At 68.4% G+C, this 13,413-nt stretch carries 13 protein-coding genes and 2 pseudogenes; 14 read left to right on the forward strand and 1 reads right to left on the reverse strand.

Translation table 11 applies throughout. The features are described 5' to 3' along the window. The first annotated feature begins 287 nt into the window (after positions 1 to 287). The 3 genes from VI056_01645 to VI056_01655 all read left to right on the forward strand — a co-directional run bounded on the left by VI056_01645 (position 288) and on the right by VI056_01655 (position 4,869). Positions 288 to 884 carry a hypothetical protein gene (locus VI056_01645; protein HEY6201723.1) on the forward strand — a complete coding sequence of 199 codons (597 nt, stop codon included), beginning with the start codon at positions 288 to 290 and terminating at the stop codon, positions 882 to 884. Between the two features lie 10 nt (positions 885 to 894). Next, the gene (locus tag VI056_01650) at positions 895 to 2,169 is read left to right on the forward strand and encodes a Glu/Leu/Phe/Val dehydrogenase (GenBank protein ID HEY6201724.1); all 1,275 of its coding nucleotides are present in this window, start codon (positions 895 to 897) and stop codon (positions 2,167 to 2,169) included. A gap of 63 nt (positions 2,170 to 2,232) precedes the next feature. Continuing rightward, positions 2,233 to 4,869, forward strand: a complete 2,637-nt coding sequence (locus VI056_01655) for a helicase C-terminal domain-containing protein (GenBank protein ID HEY6201725.1) — start codon at positions 2,233 to 2,235, stop codon at positions 4,867 to 4,869. Between the two features lie 26 nt (positions 4,870 to 4,895). Here the strand turns inward: VI056_01655 and VI056_01660 are convergent. Beyond that, a pseudogene (locus VI056_01660) lies at positions 4,896 to 5,171 on the reverse strand (VOC family protein). Positions 5,172 to 5,195: 24 nt separating this feature from the next. On the opposite strand from VI056_01660, the gene VI056_01665 reads away from it, so the two are divergent. From VI056_01665 to VI056_01715, 11 genes and pseudogenes are all read left to right on the forward strand, one after another. Beyond that, the gene (locus VI056_01665) at positions 5,196 to 5,525 is read left to right on the forward strand and encodes a hypothetical protein (GenBank protein ID HEY6201726.1); all 330 of its coding nucleotides are present in this window, start codon (positions 5,196 to 5,198) and stop codon (positions 5,523 to 5,525) included. Positions 5,526 to 5,667: 142 nt separating this feature from the next. Continuing rightward, positions 5,668 to 5,820 (forward strand): Flp family type IVb pilin, encoded by a 153-nt coding sequence (locus VI056_01670; GenBank protein HEY6201727.1) that lies wholly within the window; start codon positions 5,668 to 5,670, stop codon positions 5,818 to 5,820. Positions 5,821 to 6,191: 371 nt separating this feature from the next. Beyond that, positions 6,192 to 6,866: pseudogene (rpsB, locus tag VI056_01675) on the forward strand (30S ribosomal protein S2). Between the two features lie 215 nt (positions 6,867 to 7,081). Further along, positions 7,082 to 7,549, forward strand: a complete 468-nt coding sequence (gene tsf / locus VI056_01680; GenBank protein HEY6201728.1) for a translation elongation factor Ts — start codon at positions 7,082 to 7,084, stop codon at positions 7,547 to 7,549. 10 nt (positions 7,550 to 7,559) lie between these two features. Continuing rightward, positions 7,560 to 8,288 (forward strand): UMP kinase, encoded by a 729-nt coding sequence (gene pyrH / locus VI056_01685; protein ID HEY6201729.1) that lies wholly within the window; start codon positions 7,560 to 7,562, stop codon positions 8,286 to 8,288. Continuing rightward, positions 8,288 to 8,848 (forward strand): ribosome recycling factor, encoded by a 561-nt coding sequence (gene frr, locus VI056_01690; protein HEY6201730.1) that lies wholly within the window; start codon positions 8,288 to 8,290, stop codon positions 8,846 to 8,848. The genes pyrH and frr overlap by 1 nt, the downstream gene beginning before the upstream one ends. Before the next feature lie 43 nt (positions 8,849 to 8,891). Next, positions 8,892 to 9,578, forward strand: a complete 687-nt coding sequence (uppS, locus tag VI056_01695; GenBank protein HEY6201731.1) for a polyprenyl diphosphate synthase — start codon at positions 8,892 to 8,894, stop codon at positions 9,576 to 9,578. Beyond that, positions 9,575 to 10,426 carry a phosphatidate cytidylyltransferase gene (locus tag VI056_01700; protein HEY6201732.1) on the forward strand — a complete coding sequence of 284 codons (852 nt, stop codon included), beginning with the start codon at positions 9,575 to 9,577 and terminating at the stop codon, positions 10,424 to 10,426. The genes uppS and VI056_01700 overlap by 4 nt, the downstream gene beginning before the upstream one ends. Positions 10,427 to 10,433: 7 nt before the next feature. After that, positions 10,434 to 11,549 carry a 1-deoxy-D-xylulose-5-phosphate reductoisomerase gene (gene dxr / locus VI056_01705; GenBank protein HEY6201733.1) on the forward strand — a complete coding sequence of 372 codons (1,116 nt, stop codon included), beginning with the start codon at positions 10,434 to 10,436 and terminating at the stop codon, positions 11,547 to 11,549. A 5-nt stretch (positions 11,550 to 11,554) separates the two neighbouring features. Continuing rightward, complete coding sequence (locus VI056_01710; protein ID HEY6201734.1) at positions 11,555 to 12,634, forward strand: M50 family metallopeptidase; 1,080 nt, start codon at positions 11,555 to 11,557, stop codon at positions 12,632 to 12,634. Next, complete coding sequence (locus VI056_01715) at positions 12,555 to 13,367, forward strand: tyrosine-protein phosphatase (protein HEY6201735.1); 813 nt, start codon at positions 12,555 to 12,557, stop codon at positions 13,365 to 13,367. Before VI056_01710 ends, VI056_01715 begins: the two co-directional genes overlap by 80 nt. Positions 13,368 to 13,413 lie beyond the last annotated feature (46 nt).

Consider the following 13,413-nt stretch of genomic DNA (forward strand, 5'->3'; position numbering starts at 1 on the left):
CTCTTGAGGAATGACGGCGGCGATCCTCGACGTGTAACTCCGCTCGGGGCTTGTGCTGCCGGCACGGCCATCGGACGGAGTACTCGGCGCGGTGCGAGAGGTGAATACACGCGCGGCGGCATCCGCCAGGCGGACACCGCCGACACGTGGCGTGTTGGAAGGGCAGCTCTAAGAGCGAAGGCGCTGACGACGGCCATTTATGCTCCCCTAAAAGGCAGTTTGGAACGTGCGTTCGCATATTAGAACGTCTGTTCTGCCTGTCAAGAGGGTGGGATACTCGGGAAAAGTTGAAGACCGTTTCGGGCGCGGATCTCGCGCCTCAGCGACCCCGCTACGCCCGCGAGCGCGCGGAGCTGACGAATCACATCCTGGAGCCGGACTGGGTGGGAAAGCGGGCGCTCGCGCGCGTCGGCCACGGCGGCTCGCACTTCGTCGGATATGACGGAGAAGTTGACGGACCGCGGGAGCTCTACGACGCGATCGTGGCGGAGGCGCACTGCTACACGGCGATCATCGACGGTGTTCTCGTCGCGGACTGGCGCGATGAATCGGAGCTCGAGCTCGATCCTGATGGCAATGCGTTCACGCGCAACGCGAACGGGCGGCAGATCTTCGCGGCCTTTGACCTGCTCGAGGTCGACGGCGAGTCGCTCCTGGAGATCCCCCTGCTGGAGCGCAAGCGGCATCTCGAGGGCCTGCTGGTGCCCAGCCTGAACGTCCGCCTGACGCCCTATGTGACACGTGGTCTCCGCTCCTGGCGCGAGACACTGGTGGGACAGGGCTTCCGCCGCGTCGTACTCAAGAACTGGAACAGCGCCTACGCTCCGGGCCGCACCACCGACGACTGGCTCGTCGTTGAAAAGATCACCGGCTCGAGATACTGAGGAGGAGATCGTGGCCTCGAAGTCAGCTGTCATCGATCACACCCAGCGAGATCCATGGTCGGTCGCGCTCGAGCAGTTCGGGATCGCGGCAGACAAGCTGCACCTCGACCCGAACATGCGCGCCATCCTCGCGGAGTGCCAGCGTGAGCTGACGGTCCACTTCCCCGTTCGCATGGCCGACGGCGTCGTGAAGGTCTTCACCGGCTACCGGATCCAGCACAACACGACGCGCGGCCCGGGCAAGGGAGGCATCCGGTACCACCCATCTGTTTCGCTGGGCGAGGTCAAGGCGCTAGCGATGTGGATGACGTGGAAGTGCGCCGTGGTCGGCATCCCGTACGGCGGTGCCAAGGGCGGCGTCGTCTGCGATCCGAAGACGATGAGCGCGCAGCAACTCGAAACGCTGACACGCCGGTATACGACCGAGATCGAGCTCCTCATCGGTCCAGATCGCGATATCCCCGCGCCCGACGTGAACACGAACTCGCAGACGATGGCCTGGATCATGGACACCTACTCGATGCACCACGGCTACACCGCGCTCGCTGTCGTCACCGGCAAGCCGCTGTCGATCGGCGGCAGCGAGGGACGGAACGAGGCCACCGCGCGCGGCGCGGTGTACACGATCATCGAGGCCGCGAAGCACCTGGGCCTCGACCTCGACGGCGCGCGGGTGGTGGTGCAGGGCTTCGGCAATGCCGGCTCCTTCTCCGCGAAGCTCATGGCGGAGCTGGGCGCCAAGGTGGTGGGACTCTCCGACACGAGCGGGGGCATCTACAACCCGAAGGGCATCGACCCACTCAAGGTGGACGCGTACAAGCGCGAGACCGGCTCGGTGACCGGATTCCCCGGGACGGACAAGGTCTCGAACGCCGAGCTCCTCGAGCTCGACTGCGACGTCCTCATCCCGGCCGCGATCGAGAACCAGATCGGCGAGCACAACGCTCCGAAGATCACGGCGAAGATCGTCGCCGAGGCGGCGAACGGCCCGACGAGCCCCGAGGCGGACCGCATCCTCTTCAACAAGGGCGTCTTCCTGATCCCGGACATCCTGTGCAACGCCGGTGGCGTGACGGTCTCGTATTTCGAGTGGGTCCAGGACCTGCAGAACCTGTTCTGGCGCGAGGCCACGATCAACGCGCGGCTCAAAGAGGTCATGGTGAAGTCGTTCAACGACGTGCTCGAGATGCAGAAGAAGAACAAGGTCGACATGCGGACCGCGGCATACATGGTGGCGGTCGCGCGCGTCGCCGAGGCCACGCTCACCCGCGGCATCTACCCCTAGCGGCACCTCCGCGGCTGGACCGCGGCTAGAAACGGCGGCGCTCTGGAGCTCGTCGCGCTCGACATCGAGACCACCGGGTTCGACCCGGAGTCGGACCGCGTCATCGAGATCGGCGCGGTGCGTGTGCGTCTCGAGGAGGACGGCTCCGCGACGCTCGGCGAGCGTTTCAGCACGTTCGTCGATCCCGGCGTCGACGTCGGCCCGGCGATCACGCGCCTCACCGGTATCCGCGACGGCGACCTCGTCGGCGCGCCCGCCCTCGAGTCGGTCACGGGTCGTATCGCCTCGCTCATCGGTGGGTCGCCGGTCGCGGGCCACAACATCGGGTTCGATCTCGCGTTCCTCGAGCGCGCAGCGCTGGGACCGTTCGAACGGCTCGACACGGCGGAGCTCGCGTCGATCCTCATGCCGTCGGCGCCGACATACGCGCTGCAGGCCCTTGCCGCCGATGCGGGCATCCATCCTGAGTCGGCCCACCGCGCGCTCGACGACGCGCTGACGTGCGCTGCGGTGCTCGCAGATCTCGGGCGCCGCGCGCGCGTGCTGCCGCTCGCGGTGCTCGAAGAGGTGCAGGCGTACGCGACCCTTCTCGGGTCGGCGTACACGGCGTTCTTCGACGGTGCGCTCCGCGGCGCCGTGCGCGGCGCGTGGGAGCCGTCGCGCCTGGCGACGCCGCCGCGCGCCCAGCGGTCGGGCCTCACCGGCGCGGCGATCACGGTCGATGCCGTCTTCTCGCCGGATGGGCCGCTCGCGCGGGGCCTCGCCGGTTACGAGGACCGCCCGCAGCAGCGCGCGCTCGCTGGTGCGATCGAGGGCGCGTTCCGTGATGGTGGCGCGCTGCTGGCGGAGGCCGGCACCGGAGTGGGGAAGTCGCTCGCGTATCTGGTTCCCGCGATCGGCCGGGCGCTCAGCGGCGAGCGCGTCATCGTGAGCACCCACACGCTGCCACTCCAGGACCAGCTCGTTCGCAAGGATCTGCCGGCGCTGCAGGAGGCGCTCGGCTCGATGGTCGAGGTCGCGGTGCTGAAGGGGCGGTCCAACTACCTGTGCCCGCGACGTTGGCAGTCCTTCCGCGGCGTCGTCGCGACGCGTGACGAGGCGCGACTGCTGATGAAGACGCTCGTGTGGCGGACCGCGACGCTCACCGGCGACCGCGCCGAGCTGAACCTGCTGGGCTCAGAGAGCGATCTCTGGGGGCGCGTGTCCGCCGACGACGAGACGTGCGACGCCCGGCGGTGCGCTCGCGTCGCGGGCGGCTGCTATCTGCAGCGAGCACGCGAGGCGGCCGCGCGTGCCGGCATCGTCGTGACGAATCACGCGCTGCTGCTGCAGGACGCGCGCATGCGCGGTGCGTTACTGCCCGAAACGGACCACCTCGTCGTCGACGAGGCGCATCGGCTCGAGGATGTCGCGACCGACGCGTTCGGCCTCGCGCTCGAGGACCGTGGCCTGCGGCGCGCGCTCGAGCGACTTTCGCACACACCCGCGGTCACGGCGGCCCTTCGCGACGACCGTGCCCTCGTCGCCGAGGAGCTGCGTCGTGAGATCGCGTCGGCGCACGAGCGCGGTGGTGAGGTCTTCGCCGCGCTCGCCGCGGTGCTCGAGCCACTCGGCCCGACCGAGGACAAGCTGCGCGTCACTGCTGGCGTGCGAGCGAGCGACGAGCGCTGGCTGCCGGTCGAGCTCGCATCGGAGCGTCTGGGCGATGCGCTCGCAGCGATCGCCGTCGTCGCGGAGCGACTCAGATCGGTCACGAGCGACGAGGATGAGGAGGCTGATCTCGCGTCAGCCCTCGGCGAGCTCGGCGGAGTCCAGCTGGCGCTGTCGCGCGGCGTGCACCAGCCGCGGAGCGGCGACATCGTGTGGATCGAGCGCGCATCGAACGGCGCGGTGTCGCTGCGCGTCGCGCAGTCGTATCTCGGCGATGCGATCCACCGCGGACTGGTCAAGCCGCGCCGCTCGGCCGTCTTCACATCGGCGACGCTGGCGGTCGCGGGCTCGTTCGGCTTCGCGCTCGAACGCTTCGGTCTCACCGACATCGGCGACGCGCGCGCGTTCGGTTCGCCCTTCCGGTACGACGAGCAGGCGATCCTCGTGGTGCCCGACGACGGCCTGCTGCCGTCGGAGCCAGGTTTCGCGGAAGAGACCGCGCAGACGATCACCGAGATCGGCCGCGCCCTCGATGGCCGCACGCTCGCGCTCTTCACCTCGCACGGCGCGATGCGCGACGTCGCGGCGCGCCTCGCGCCGCTGGAGGAGACCGGCATCGCCGTGCTCACACAGGGCATCGACGGCTCGCGTCGCGCGCTCCTCGAGCGCTTCGCCGCCGGACGCGCGGTGCTCCTCGGCACGCAGTCATTCTGGGAAGGCGTTGACCTACCGGGCGATCTCCTGCGCTGCGTCGTCATCGCGAGGCTGCCCTTCGCCGTGCCGGACGACCCTCTCGTTCAGGGCCGCGCGGAGCGCTACGAGGATCCGTTCGCGGAGTTCCAGGTCCCGCAGGCCGCGCTCCGCCTGCGGCAGGGCTTCGGCCGGCTCATCCGCACGCGTACCGATCGCGGCGCGGTCGTGCTCCTCGATCGGCGCGTGGTCATGCGCGAGTACGGCGCCCGCATGCTTGCGTCGCTCCCTGACGCGCGCCTCCACCGGGTGCCGCGCGATGACGTCGCCGCAACTGTGGCTGTGTTCTGCAAGAGCTAGCGCGGTTGGAAGAGCTCGATGACGTTCACGCCCATCGCGCGCAGTCGAGCGACTTCGGTCGTGATGTCGTTCACGATGATCTGGAACCGATCCCAGCCACCCGAACCAGGACGGCCGCCATCCGGCATCGGACGTCCCGCTGAGCTGGTCGCGCCGCTCAGGAGTAAGCGAAGATCGCCACGCGTCACGTCGGCGAACGCGGGCGCGGCGTTCGATTTGAGCGTGAAGCCGAGATGTGTCGTGTAAAACGCGACCGCGGCGTCGACGTCGTCGACCATGTAGCGCACGTTGACCTGGCTCATCGGGCGCTCACCATAATCGGCTCGGTGGACGAACGCGCTTCGCAGCTCGTCTCGGCGTGGCTCATCGGGCTGTCGCCTGAAGGGCGGCGCACGCTGTACACGCTGCTGCACGAGCTCTGCAGCGGCATGGACGTTTCGCGCCACAACCCGTTCGGATTCCTCCGTCTGCGAGCCGAGTTCGAGACGAGCGGGGAGCTCTTTGGCTGCACCATTCCAGAGCTTCGCGACGCCGTCGCCGCGTCGCTCGGCGACGAGCTCCCGCCGCCTGGCCGGCCGCCCAGCGCGCTGGAGTCGCTGCGGGACGAGATCGCCTCCCGGGGTCACCCCGACTTCCGCGGCGTGGAAGGCCGGTAGCCCTAACGAAGGTCGCCCGGGCGTATCAGTCGCCTGCGGCCACCCATCGCAGGGCTTGTCCGCGGGTCCAGCAAACCTATCCTTGCCGGCGGTGGGTGGGTGCCCTGTGTGCCCGCTCAGCATGCAAGGAAAGGAGGTACTCGTGATCGCATTCTTCCGTGACGAAGAGGGTCAGGGCCTTGTCGAATATGCACTCATCATTGTTGTTATCGCCATCGCGATCATCATCGCCATGATCTTCCTTCGTGAACAGCTCCAGAACATCTTCAGCAACATCGGCAACAACCTGACCTAAATCGCAACGTCGCAATGAAACGAGCGGCCCGGGAAACCGGGCCGCTCGTCTTTGAGGGGGGTTGCAGGGGGTTCTCCCCCTGCGATGAACGGGAAACCGGGCCGCTCGTCTTACGAGGGGGTTGCAGGGGGTTCTCCCCCTGCGATGAACGGGAAACCGGGCCGCTCGTTTTCATGAGGGAGGTTGCAGGGGGTTCTCCCCCTGCGATGAGGCGGGCCGCTCGTGTTTTCCCGTACAATGATGTCGGATCGAGCGTGTCGCTCGATATCACGCACGCCTTCCCGATCGCGTAGGGCCCTCGCTCCCCGTGCCCGCGGCGCGGCGGCGACCTGAAGCGAGTTGACGGAGGCGGAGGAAAAAGGGAGGCCGGCGTGGCCGTTGTCACCATGAAGCAGCTGCTCGAGTCCGGGGTCCACTTCGGACATCAAGCGCGCCGCTGGAACCCAAAGATGAAGCGCTTCATCTTCATGGAGCGGAACGGGATCCACATCATCGACCTGCAGCAGACGCTGACGCGCGTCGAAGAGGCGTATGCGTTCGTCCGTGATCTGGCCGGCGACGGCGGGCAGGTCCTCTTCGTCGGGACGAAGAAGCAGGCCCAGGAGTCGATCGCCGAGGAGGCGAAGCGCGCTGGCATGCACTTCGTCAACCAGCGCTGGCTGGGCGGCTTCCTGACCAACTTCGTCACGATCCAGAAGCGCATCAACCGGCTCAACGAGCTTCACGAGCGCAAGGAGCGCGGCGACTTCGCGACGATGCCGAAGAAGGACGCCCTTCGCCTCGACGACGAGCTCCTGCACCTCGACCGGTACTTCTCCGGCGTGCGCGAGCTGAAGCGACACCCGTCGGCGCTCTTCATCGTCGACCCGCACCGCGAGCACATCGCCGTCGAGGAGGCGCGCCGGCTCGAGATCCCGGTCGTGGCGATGGTCGACACGAACTGCGACCCCGACCTCATCGACGTGATCATCCCCGCGAACGACGACGCGATCCGCGCGGTGAAGCTCATCTGCCAGAAGATGGCCGATGCGATCATCGAAGGCCGCGCGATGTTCGACGCGAGCCGCAAAGAGGCGACCCCCGAGGACATGGGGTACGCGCCTTCGACGACCGCCGCCGAGCTCGAGGGTATCGGCGTGCCGCGTGCCAAGCGCACGCCGCGCGTATACGAGCCCGAGCCGGAAGAGGAAGACGAGGACGTCGCCGTGGACCTCGAGCCCGAAGGAACTGCCGACATCAAGACCACCGAGGAGAGCTAGTGATGATGACCAAGATCGATCCAAAGGACGTTCAGCGCCTGCGCAGCGAGAGCGGTGCGGGCGTCATGGACTGCAAGCGCGCGCTCGAAGAGACGGGCGGCGACTATGCGAAGGCGCTCGCGCTCATCAAGGAGCGCGGCATCCAGTCCGTCGCGAAGAAATCCGAGCGCGAGGCCAAAGAAGGCCTTGTTGCCTCGTACATCCACAGCAACGGGCGCGTCGGCGCACTGGTCGAGCTCGCGAGCGAGACGGATTTCGTCTCGCGCGGAGATGACTTCCGCCAACTCGCGCAGGAGATCGCGATGCAGGTCGCCGCGATGAATCCCGCGACGGTCGAGGAGCTGCTCGGGCAGGCGTACATCCGCGACGGGTCGAAGACCATCAAGGATCTCGTCACGACGGTCGCCGCGACGACCAAGGAGAACGTCCACGTGCGCCGCATCCAGCGCTTCGCGCTCGGCGAGTCCTAGACTCCTCGCGATGACGCAGGGCCACGCGGCCAAATACAGCCGGGTGCTGCTCAAGCTTTCCGGCGAAGCCCTTCTTGGCGAGCGCAAGTTCGGCATCTCGCCGCAGTACGTCAAGTACCTCGCGGAGGAGATCCGCAAGGTCCAGGCGCTTCCCGCCGAGGTGGCGATCGTCATCGGCGGCGGCAACTTCATGCGGGGCGCGGCGGTCGCCGAGCACGGCATCGACCGCGCGACCGCGGACTACATGGGCATGCTCGCGATGGTGATCAACGCACTTGCCCTTCAGTCGGCCCTCGAGCAGATGGATGTCGCGACGCGCGTGCAGTCCGCGATCACGATCCAGGATGTCGCCGAGCCGTACATCCGCCGCAAGGCGATCCGGCATCTCGAGAAGGGGAGGGTCGTGATCTTCGCCGCGGGGACGGGCAATCCGTACTTCACGAGCGACACGGCAGCCACGCTTCGCGCGGCGGAGATCGGGGCCGACGTGATCCTGATGGGCAAGAACCACGTGGACGGTGTCTATGACGCCGATCCGCGGACGACGAAAGACGCGAAGAAGATCGACGAGCTCACGCACCGCGACCTGCTCGACAAACGCCTCGGCGTGATGGACGCGACGGCCGCGGCCCTCGCCGAGGACCGTGACATCCCGATCATCATCTTCGACATCTCGCAGAAGGACGCGATGGTGCGGGCGGCCAAGGGCGAGCAGGTCGGCACCCTCGTCCACAGCTGATGCCGCTCGAAGAGCTCCTCGTGCAGACGGAGGCGCGTTTCAAGAAGGCGATCGACGCGCTCAAGCACGACGTCGCGAGCGTTCGTACCGGCCGCGCGGCGCCGTCGCTCGTCGAGCAGCTCGAGGTCGAGGCGTATGGCGTCCCGACGCCGCTCATCCAGCTGGCGCAGATCAACGCGCCTGAGCCGCGGCAGATCCTGATCCAGCCGTATGACCGCAGCCTCATCAAGGCGATCGAGAAGGCGATCCAATCGTCCGACCTCGGCCTTGCGCCGAACACCGACGGCGCCGTCATCCGCCTCAACATCCCGGCGCTCAACGAAGAGCGGCGCCGCGACATGGTGAAGGTGCTGCACAGGAAGGTCGAGGACGGCAGGGTCGAGATCCGCACCCTGCGCCGGCACACACACGAGGAGATGCGCGCGAAAGAGAAGAGCTCCGGCGTGACCGCCGACGAGGTAAAGCGCCTCGAGGCGCAGCTGCAGAAGCTCACCGACCGCTACATCCTCATGGCCGACGAGATCGGCACCGCCAAAGAGAAAGAGATCCTCGCCGTTTGATCAATCTCTGGGCTGCGCCCAGAGACGCGCTCAGGGCTGGTGGATGAGCCCCGTCCCGCGGCACATCGCCATCGTGATGGACGGCAATCGCCGGTGGGCGCGCAAGCGGCACCTGCCGGCCATCGCCGGACATCGCGCCGGGGTCGAGACGATCCGCAAGACGCTGCGAGCCGCGCGCGAGCGTGGGGTCGAGTACCTCACGCTGTACTCGTTCTCGACCGAGAACTGGTCGCGCGACCCCGAAGAGGTCACGGGCCTCATGGCGCTCCTCGAGGAGACGATCCGCCGCGAGACCGACTCGCTCGTGCGCGACGACGTGCGCCTCGAGGTCATCGGACGGTTGCACGAGCTTTCGCCGGGGCTGCAGCGTTCGATCGCCGGCGCCGTTGAGGCGACGTCGAAGTGCGCTCACGGCGTGATGACGCTCGCCTTCAACTACGGCGGTCGTGCCGAGATCGTCGATGCCGTGCGACGCATCGTCGGCGACGGCGTCGCAGCGGACGCCGTCGACGAGGCCGCGATCGCATCGCGGCTGTACGCGCCCGACCATCCCGACCCGGACCTGCTGATCCGCACCGGAGGCGAGCTCCGCGTGTCGAACTTCCTGCTCTGGGAGGTCGCGTACGCCGAGATGTGGGCGACGCCAGTGCTGTGGCCCGATTTCTCGGTGAAGGACCTCGACGATGCGCTCGCGTCCTACGCGGAGCGCGAGCGCCGCTTCGGGAGATGACCGGGCTCGAGCGGCGCGTCGGCACGGCGCTCGTCTACGGCGTGGTCGTCCTCAGCGCGGTCTTCGCGCCGCCCCCGACGTTCGTCGCGCTCGTCGCGATCCTCGCGGCGCTCGGGTACGTCGAGCTGCGCGGGCTCTTCAAGTACCGTCCCTACCAGCCGTGGCTCATCGGCATCGTGTTCACGGTCCTCTTAGTGATCGCGCACATGGCGCAGACGGTGTGGACCGATGGGCTCTTGCCCATGACGATCGCGCTCTGCGCCGCGTTCGGTGTCGTCGCGATCATCGTCTTCGTGGCGGAAGGCGCACGGCACCGGCCGGCGCCGGCGGTGGCAGGGGCGGTGTTCACGCTCGGCGGTGCGCTCTACCTCGGACTCCTGTTCGGCTATCTCGTCGATCTGTGGATGGCGGGCGGCGCCGCGACGAAGGGATACCTCGGGCGGTTTCCGGTGTGGCTCGCCCTCGCGTTCGTCCCGACATGGGCCGCCGACATCACCGCCTACTTCGTGGGATCGTCGATCGGCCGACGGCGCATCGCCCCGCAGATCAGCCCGAAGAAGACATGGGAAGGAACGCTCGCGGGCTTCGCTGCCGCCGCGGTCGTAGCACTGCTCATCGCGACGTCGGCGGGGATCAAGACGGGACCGACGCTCCTCGTCGCCGCGCTGATCGGCCCGGTGGGGTTCGCGAGCGATCTGTTCGAATCCGCGATCAAGCGGGCCGCGGGGGCGAAGGACTCCGGCACGCTGCTGCCGGGCCACGGCGGCGTGCTCGACCGCATCGACAGCCTCATCTTCGTCGCTCCGCTCGTCGCGTTGGCCCTGGCCATAGCCGTCGGGATGGGATGATGGACGGGTGGTGACACGCCTCGCGATCCTCGGCGTGACCGGCTCGATCGGCCGTCAAGCGCTCGACGTCGTCGCCTCGCACCCGGACCGTCTGCGCGTCACCGCGATCGCTTCGGCGCGGAATGCATCCGAGCTGGATGCGATCGCGACCCAGACGGGTGCGAGCGGGGTTGTACTCCAGGAGCGCGACGGCGATGACGCACTCTGCGACCTCGCGACGCGCGCCGACGTTGACCTCGTGCTCGTCGCGACGCCGGGTATCGCCGGGCTCGCGCCGACGCTCGCCGCGCTGCGCGCGGGGAAGCGCGTGGCTCTCGCGAACAAGGAGGTGCTCGTGACCGGAGGACACCTCGTCGCGCCACTCGCGGGCGGCGCGGGGGACCGGTTACGGCCCGTGGATAGCGAGCACTGCGCGCTCTGGCAGTGCCTTGTCGGCGAGCGGATGGAGAACGTGTCGCGGGTCGCGGTCACCGCGTCGGGCGGGCCGTTCCGCGAGCGCGCCCTCGACGAGCTCGCGTCGGTCACGCCGGACGAGGCGCTGCGCCACCCGACCTGGAAGATGGGCCCCAAGGTGACCATCGACTCCGCCACGCTCGCGAACAAGGGCTACGAGGTCGTCGAGACGCACTGGCTCTACGGCATCCCGTACGAGCGCATCGACATCGTCGTGCACCCGGAGAGCGTCATCCACGCGCTCGTCGAATTCTCGGATGGCAGCGTGAAGGCCCAGCTCGCGGAGCCCGACATGCGCCTGCCGATCCAGTACGCGCTCCTCTGGGACCGCGCGCCGTCTCGCGCCGCGCGGCTCGATTGGTCGCGGACCCGCACGCTGCGATTCGAGGGCGCACCGGACGACCGCCGCTATCCGTGCCTCGCGGCCGTGCTCGACACGGCACGCTCCGGCGACCTCGCGGCGATGATCGGTCTGTCGGCCGCCGACGAGGTGGCCGTCGCGCGCTTCCTCCGGAGTGAGATCCGCTTTGACGAGATCGCGGCGTACCTGCGCCGAGGCGCGTCGCTCGGCGCGGCGCAGCGCGCACCCGCGTCGCCCGACCTCGGCGAGATCCTCGGCGTCGATCGCGCCGTACGGACCGCACTCGAAGCGGCGCCGGCGCTGGCGTAGCCGAGATGGACTTCCTTCCGACCCTGATCCTCTTCCTGCTGACGTTCACCGTGATCATCGCGGTGCACGAATTCGGTCACTATCTGACGGCGCGGCTGCTCGGCATGAAGGTCCTGGAGTTCGCGTTCGGCTTCCCGCCGCGCGTCGCGGCGATCCGCCACGCGGGGATCGACTACAGCCTCAACGCGATCCCGTTCGGCGGATTCGTGCGCATCCTCGGGCAGGACGACTTCAGGGTCCATCAGGCGGGCGAGGGCGATCCCGGTTCGTTCACATCGAAGCCGTGGTGGGCGCAGGCGATCGTGCTCGCCGCGGGCGTGACGATGAACATGGTGCTCGCGCTTCTCGTGCTCACGATCGCGTTCACCACCGGCACCACGGCATCGACGGGTGACGTGCGCGTCGACCAGGTCGCACCGGGCTCGCCGGCAGAGAAAGTCGGCATCCAGATCGGCGACATCGTCCGCGCCATCGACGGTCGCGAGATCAAACGCTCCGGCGAGCTCGTCAGCTACGTCACGAGCCAGGCGCGGCTGCATCCCGATCAGGAGGTCACGCTTCAGCTCGAGCGCAACGGCCAGCCGCTCCCCCCGATCAAGGCCGTCCCGCGCCAGGAGCCGCCGGAAGGCGAAGGCCCTCTCGGCATCCGTCTCGAGGAGGTCCAGGGCTCCGTCGCCGTTTCGCCGCCCGAGGCGTTCAAGCAGGCGCTATCGCTCTCCGGCCAGGTGATCGCGCAGATCGCCGAGCTGCCCGGACAGCTCCTCGCGTCGCGCACGTCGACCGGCGCTCCGACCGTCGGCGGCCCGATCGAGATCTTCCGCGTGACCGGACAGGTCGCGCAGTTCGGCATCCCCACGTTCCTCAAGCTCGTCGGTGTGCTGTCGGTGAACCTCGCGGTCCTGAACATCATTCCATTCCCCGGCCTCGACGGCGGGCGCCTGTTCTTCGTGCTCCTAGGCGGCATCTTCCGCGTGCGCTTCTCCCCTCAGGTCGAGGCCGCGGTGCATGCCGTCGGCTTCCTGCTCCTCCTGCTGCTTCTCGTCGTCGTCAGCATCAACGACATCCGCCGCGTCGTTGGGGGTTGACGCGAGCGAGGCCACCCGCGCTCTCGCATGGGGCGCGTGCCTGAACGCGCGAGACCTCGGGGGCCTGACGACAGCTGATGGTCGGCGCGTGCGTCGCGGCGCGCTCGTTCGCTCCGATCAGCTCTGCCGTCTGGACGACCGCGGCCGCGAGTCGTTCCTCGCTCACGGCGTACGGACGGTCATCGACCTGCGGACGCCGGCGGAGGCGGAGCGGGACCCCGATCCGATCTGGCACGAGCGCGGCATCGACTACCAACTCATCCCGCAGCAGAGCGAGCAGCTGTGGCGTGAGTTCGACCCGATCGCGAAGACGCGAGCCGAGCGTGACGTATTGGCCATCGACCGGTGTTCCGAACAGAACGCCGCGATGGCGCGCGCCGTCGCGCAGGCCGCGCCCGGTGGTGTGCTCATCCACTGTCTCGCGGGAAAGGACCGCACCGGGATCGCCGTCGCGCTGCTGTTGGGTCTCGTCGGTGTGTCGCACGCGGACATCGCCGCGGACTACGCGCTCTCCGAGGCGGCGCTCGCGTCCGAGAAGGTCGCCGCGCTCGCGGCGGCCCAGGACGAGGAGGCGCGCGGCCGCATCGAGCGTGGCTACGACTCGCGCCCTGAGACGATGCTCGCGACGCTCGCGCATCTACGCGCGCGCCACGGTGGCGCCGTGGTGTACCTCACACGCGCCGGACTCACCGGAACGGAGATCGAGCGCATCCGCGCGCGAATGCTCGACTAGCGAACTGTCGCGAAGTCCTCATTCGCCGGCGGCGTCGGCGTGTAGT

Source organism: Candidatus Limnocylindria bacterium, assembly GCA_036523395.1.
Taxonomy (GTDB): domain Bacteria; phylum Chloroflexota; class Limnocylindria; order P2-11E; family P2-11E; genus CF-39.

Excerpts from the sequence above, each read along its gene's own strand:
- tsf (HEY6201728.1), top strand. The coding sequence starts at position 7,082 with ATGATGACCAAGATCGATCCAAAGGACGTTCAGCGCCTGCGCAGCGAG.
- pyrH (HEY6201729.1), top strand. The coding sequence starts at position 7,560 with ATGACGCAGGGCCACGCGGCCAAATACAGCCGGGTGCTGCTCAAGCTT.
- frr (HEY6201730.1), top strand. The coding sequence starts at position 8,288 with ATGCCGCTCGAAGAGCTCCTCGTGCAGACGGAGGCGCGTTTCAAGAAG.
- uppS (HEY6201731.1), top strand. The coding sequence starts at position 8,892 with ATGAGCCCCGTCCCGCGGCACATCGCCATCGTGATGGACGGCAATCGC.
- VI056_01700 (HEY6201732.1), top strand. The coding sequence starts at position 9,575 with ATGACCGGGCTCGAGCGGCGCGTCGGCACGGCGCTCGTCTACGGCGTG.
- VI056_01710 (HEY6201734.1), top strand. The coding sequence starts at position 11,555 with ATGGACTTCCTTCCGACCCTGATCCTCTTCCTGCTGACGTTCACCGTG.
- VI056_01715 (HEY6201735.1), top strand. The coding sequence starts at position 12,555 with ATGCCGTCGGCTTCCTGCTCCTCCTGCTGCTTCTCGTCGTCGTCAGCA.